We start from the raw sequence: 1720 nt of genomic DNA, 5'->3' as shown, positions 1-1720 counted from the left end.
AAGGGACGAGGGGTATAACACTCCACACGAGGCAGTATCGTTACCTCCTATTATCAAGCATTTATTTTACCCATCTTGATAAATTTATCGCAGCATTTACATCCCTATCGTGATGGCTATTGCATGGAACACAACGCCACTCACGTATTTTTAAACTCCACTGTCCTTCTGGTTGAACTGAATGGTCGTATTTTACGCCGCAACATGAGCAAATCTTGCTTGAGGCGAACCATTTATCAGCTTTTACATACTCAATGCCATACTTCTCGCACTTGTATGATAAACATTGAAAGAAGAAGTGTAATTTTTGAAATGAAAATGCTTTCGATAGTTTTTTATTTTTTAACAGGTTTGAGATAGGTAAGTCTTCCACAACGATCCTCATTGGTTTGGTTTTCACCAATTTAGCTGTTGCTTGATGGATATGGTTATTTCGGATATTCGTAATTTTCCTAGATAACCGCAGGTGCTCAGTTTTAGCTTTTTCATATCCGGCAGATTGAATTTTTACACCTTTTTTAAATCTCCTAGACATATCTCTTTGTGCTGATTTTTTCCTTTTCAAAAGCTTTTTAACCTTGGCATCTTTGTTTATATTTCGTTCTTTCGTACCATTAGAAGCTACAAACAGCTCTTTTAAACCAACATCCACACCAATCGACTCATTGGTTAGTTCTTGGGATTCAAAGTCTTCTTGGAACCCTACACTAATCCACCAGTGACGACCATCAAAGGTAACTCTTGGATTGGATGGTTTTTTGTTTCTTGGTAGTTGTTGGCTTGTTTTCACTTCTCCAATGGACTGAATATGAACTACTTTCTTTCCTATAATCAGTCTTTCATAATTGGCATAAAATCCTTGGATTAAATCTTTTTTGGATTTATAAGAAGTGTGATAACCATTTTTGTACTTTTTGAACGAATGTTTCCTCGCCGTATCAAAATCTTTTGAAGCCTGTTTGGGAACTTGTGCGTTGATGTCTTTTAACCACTCATATCTCTTTCGCTTCTTGATCTTTGTAAATCGTTTCTGTAAAGCTAACTGTGAAACAGATTTTCCAAATAGCTTATAGTATCTATCACTCATTCTTTTACAATAGTTATAAGCGAATCTTGCAGCACCAGCATGGTTTCTAAGCACTTTTTCTTGTTCAGGCGTTGGAATCAGTCTGACTTTTTTCGCCAATATCATCAGAATGTAACTCCTTTAATGAAAGATTTGTTCTTCTGAATAGTAGCGTGTTCCACCAGCATTCTCCTTAGACTACTCGGATGCAAACCTGTTAATTCTGATACTTGACTAACTCGTGAAAATTTCATTATTATTCTTACCTCATTGAATTTACCATAATGTATAGGTTCGGTAGATTCAATGAGACTTGATAGATTTAATTAATTTTATCTCGTTCAACTAAGGGCGCAATTCCTTAGCCAGTTCTCTTATGAACTTCTCATGTTTTCACATGAGCGCAGACTATATGTTTATCTACTTAAAGATAGAGGATTTTTCCACCACCATAGGCTTGTGATGTACTCTCGTCAGTTATACGAGATAGTCGTTGAACGTTCATCTTATCCATTTTGACTTAGATGATTCGAGGCGGAAGACCCATTGTTCTAATGTTTAGGATTTAACCTTGCACCATCTGATTGATTTTTTCTGCTTTCGCAACATTCACGCTCACCATTTCTAGCCACGTTGTAGTTCAATCAGCTTTAG

Annotated in this window: 1 protein-coding gene; it reads right to left on the bottom strand. The window is 36.5% G+C overall.

The window, feature by feature from the left end; genetic code table 11:
• Positions 1-61: 61 nt before the first annotated feature.
• Positions 62-1192, bottom strand: a complete 1131-nt coding sequence (locus tag COC96_RS07360; protein ID WP_098768600.1) for an RNA-guided endonuclease InsQ/TnpB family protein — start codon at positions 1190-1192, stop codon at positions 62-64.
• Positions 1193-1720 lie beyond the last annotated feature (528 nt).

This window comes from Bacillus cereus, assembly GCF_002577405.1.
GTDB classification, from domain to species: domain Bacteria; phylum Bacillota; class Bacilli; order Bacillales; family Bacillaceae_G; genus Bacillus_A; species Bacillus_A cereus_AU.
Note: the sequence above shows the minus strand (reverse complement) of the source record. Positions and strands in the feature narration are given on the sequence as shown.

Coding starts and splice junctions, on each gene's coding strand:
- COC96_RS07360 (WP_098768600.1), bottom strand. CDS start 1,192: ATGATATTGGCGAAAAAAGTCAGACTGATTCCAACGCCTGAACAAGAA.